General features: G+C 73.0%; 3 protein-coding genes. 2 read left to right on the top strand and 1 reads right to left on the bottom strand.

The annotated features are described in order from the left end of the window. The coding region (locus tag CV755_RS14575) for an alpha/beta hydrolase (protein WP_161968697.1) at positions 1-996 on the top strand (996 nt) is incomplete at its 5' end. 565 nt (positions 997-1,561) lie between these two features. Here CV755_RS14575 and CV755_RS34680 read toward each other — a convergent pair. Next, positions 1,562-1,732: a hypothetical protein gene (locus CV755_RS34680; protein WP_161968696.1), complete on the bottom strand. Its 171-nt coding sequence runs from the start codon at positions 1,730-1,732 to the stop codon at positions 1,562-1,564. 56 nt (positions 1,733-1,788) lie between these two features. On the opposite strand from CV755_RS34680, the gene CV755_RS14565 reads away from it, so the two are divergent. Then, a partial coding sequence (locus CV755_RS14565; RefSeq protein ID WP_153068674.1) for a hypothetical protein occupies positions 1,789-2,094 on the top strand: 306 nt, incomplete at its 3' end.

Here is a 2,094-nt window from a genome sequence, read left to right as displayed (position 1 = left end):
GTGCTCGCCGGGCTGCTGGTGGTGCTGCTGGGCGCCTCCCAGATCAACCGGTACTTCGACCAGTACCCCACCGCGCGAGCGGCCCTCAACACCTGGCTGCTGAAGACCACCCGGCTGACCGAGGCCACCGGAACCGCCGAGCCGGTGCTCAATGTCCCGCCCGGCAAGGCGATTTCGGAGGTCTGGCGGCCGCCGCCCGGGCTGCCCAGGGAGGGAACCCTCTCCAAGTCGCCCATCCCCGGCGTCCGTTCGGGGTTCAAGGCCCGGGACGGCTATGTCTATCTGCCGCCCGCCTACCGCACCAGCCCGCGTCCGCTGCTGCCGGTCATTGTGCTGATGGCCGGTCAGCCGGGGGCGCCGGACGACTGGATCAACTCCGGCCGGCTGGTGGAGATGATGAACTCCTTCGCCGCCGGGCACCGGGGGCTGGCCCCGGTGGTGGTGGTCGTGGACCCGCTGGGCTCGCAGTTCGCCAACACCCTCTGTATGGACTCCCGGCTGGGGCGGGTGCAGACCTACCTGGCCACCGATGTCCCCGACTGGATCCACGCCCATCTTCAGGTGGCCACCGCCCGCGCCGCCTGGACCGTCTCCGGCATCTCCTTCGGCGGCACCTGCTCGCTCCAGCTGGGCGTCAACGCACCCCAGGTGTACGGGGTGATCAATGACATCTCCGGGCAGGATGTGCCGACCCTGGGCAGCCCCGCCAAGACCGTCAAGGCGGCCTTCGGCGGAGACACCGCCGCCTTCGCCCGGGTCAACCCGCTTGATGTGATGGCCCGTCAGCGCTTTCCGGACACCAGCGCCGCCTTTGTCGCGGGCAGCAAGGACGCCACCTACCGGCCCCAGCAGCGCAGGGTCTACGAGGCCGCGGTACGGGCCGGGATGCGGGCCGAGTGGGTGCTGTTGCCCGGCGGCCACAGCTGGCAGGTCTGGCGGCCCGGCCTGGAGCGCCAACTCCCCTGGATCGCCCGGCGGACGGGGCTGACCCCATGAGCGCACCGGCCGCCGCGCCCAGGGTCGGCGACCGCCGGACCGCCTGGCGCACCACCCTGGAGAGGCTGCGGGCCCCCATCCGGCACGCCCCCTTCACCCTGGGCTTCCTGGCGGTGCTGTGGATCGTCGGCGCGGTCACCGGAACCATAGCCTCCGGCCCCCGCCCGCACCGGATGGAACGCATCGGCGTGGGACTGCCCGCCCTGGCCGGGGGCCGCTGGTGGACCCCGGCCAGCTCTCTGCTGTGGTGCCCCGGCCTCGGCGGCTACCTCAGCGCCACCGCGCTGGTCCTGCTGCTGGTGGTGCCCTCCGAGCGGCGGCTGGCGTGGCCCGTACCGCGGGCACCCTGCTGGCGGGCAGATCCTGGGCACCCTGCTGGGCGTCGGCGCGGTATGGCTCGGCTCGCTGGCCGGCGAACAGTGGCTGGACAGCCTCACCGGGGAGCTCACCGTCACCCCCACCGTGGGCGCCCTGGCGGCCGGCGCCGCCCTCAGCTACCGCTCACCGCCCTCTGGCGGCGCCGGATGCGGCTGGGCGTGACCGCCTTCGCCCTGGTGATGGCCCTCTATGTCGGCCACCTCCAGGGCATCATGCGGCTGGGCGGGGCGGTGGCGGCCTGGCCGGCGGTGCCCTGCTGTACCGCCGGCGCGGCCCGCTGCGGCTGCGGCACTCCTCGCACACCGAGGCCCGGGTGCTGGTCGCCCCTGGTGGTCGCCGCCTCCGCGATCGGACCCATGGTGGCCATCCTCTACAAGGACGCCTATGGACCCCTGAACTCCTTCGGCGACCTCTATGTCAGTGTTCAGCCCCGCCGGGGAGGTCGCCGACTCCTGTGCGGTCTCCGCCCGGCTCTGCCATGCCGTGCACGCGGTGCGCAACTTCTATCACTCGCCCGCCACCGTGCTGGCCGTACTGGTCCCCGCCCTGCTGCTGGTGCTGGCCGAGGGGCTGCGGCGCGGGCTGCGGCTGGCCTGGGCACTGGCCATGCTGGCGCAGCTGGCCTGGATGGCGCTGTTCGCCTGGTGGCTGCATGACTTCCTGGCCTCACCCGCCGACTACATCACCGCCCCGCCGAACACACCGGTTACCTCCAGGCGC

This window comes from Streptomyces orinoci, from assembly GCF_003121295.1.
In the GTDB taxonomy this organism is placed as follows: Bacteria; Actinomycetota; Actinomycetes; order Streptomycetales; family Streptomycetaceae; genus Streptomyces; species Streptomyces orinoci.
This window is presented reverse-complemented; position numbering and strand designations above follow the sequence as displayed.

Excerpts from the sequence above, each read along its gene's own strand:
- CV755_RS34680 (WP_161968696.1), bottom strand. The coding sequence starts at position 1,732 with ATGGGTCCGATCGCGGAGGCGGCGACCACCAGGGGCGACCAGCACCCG.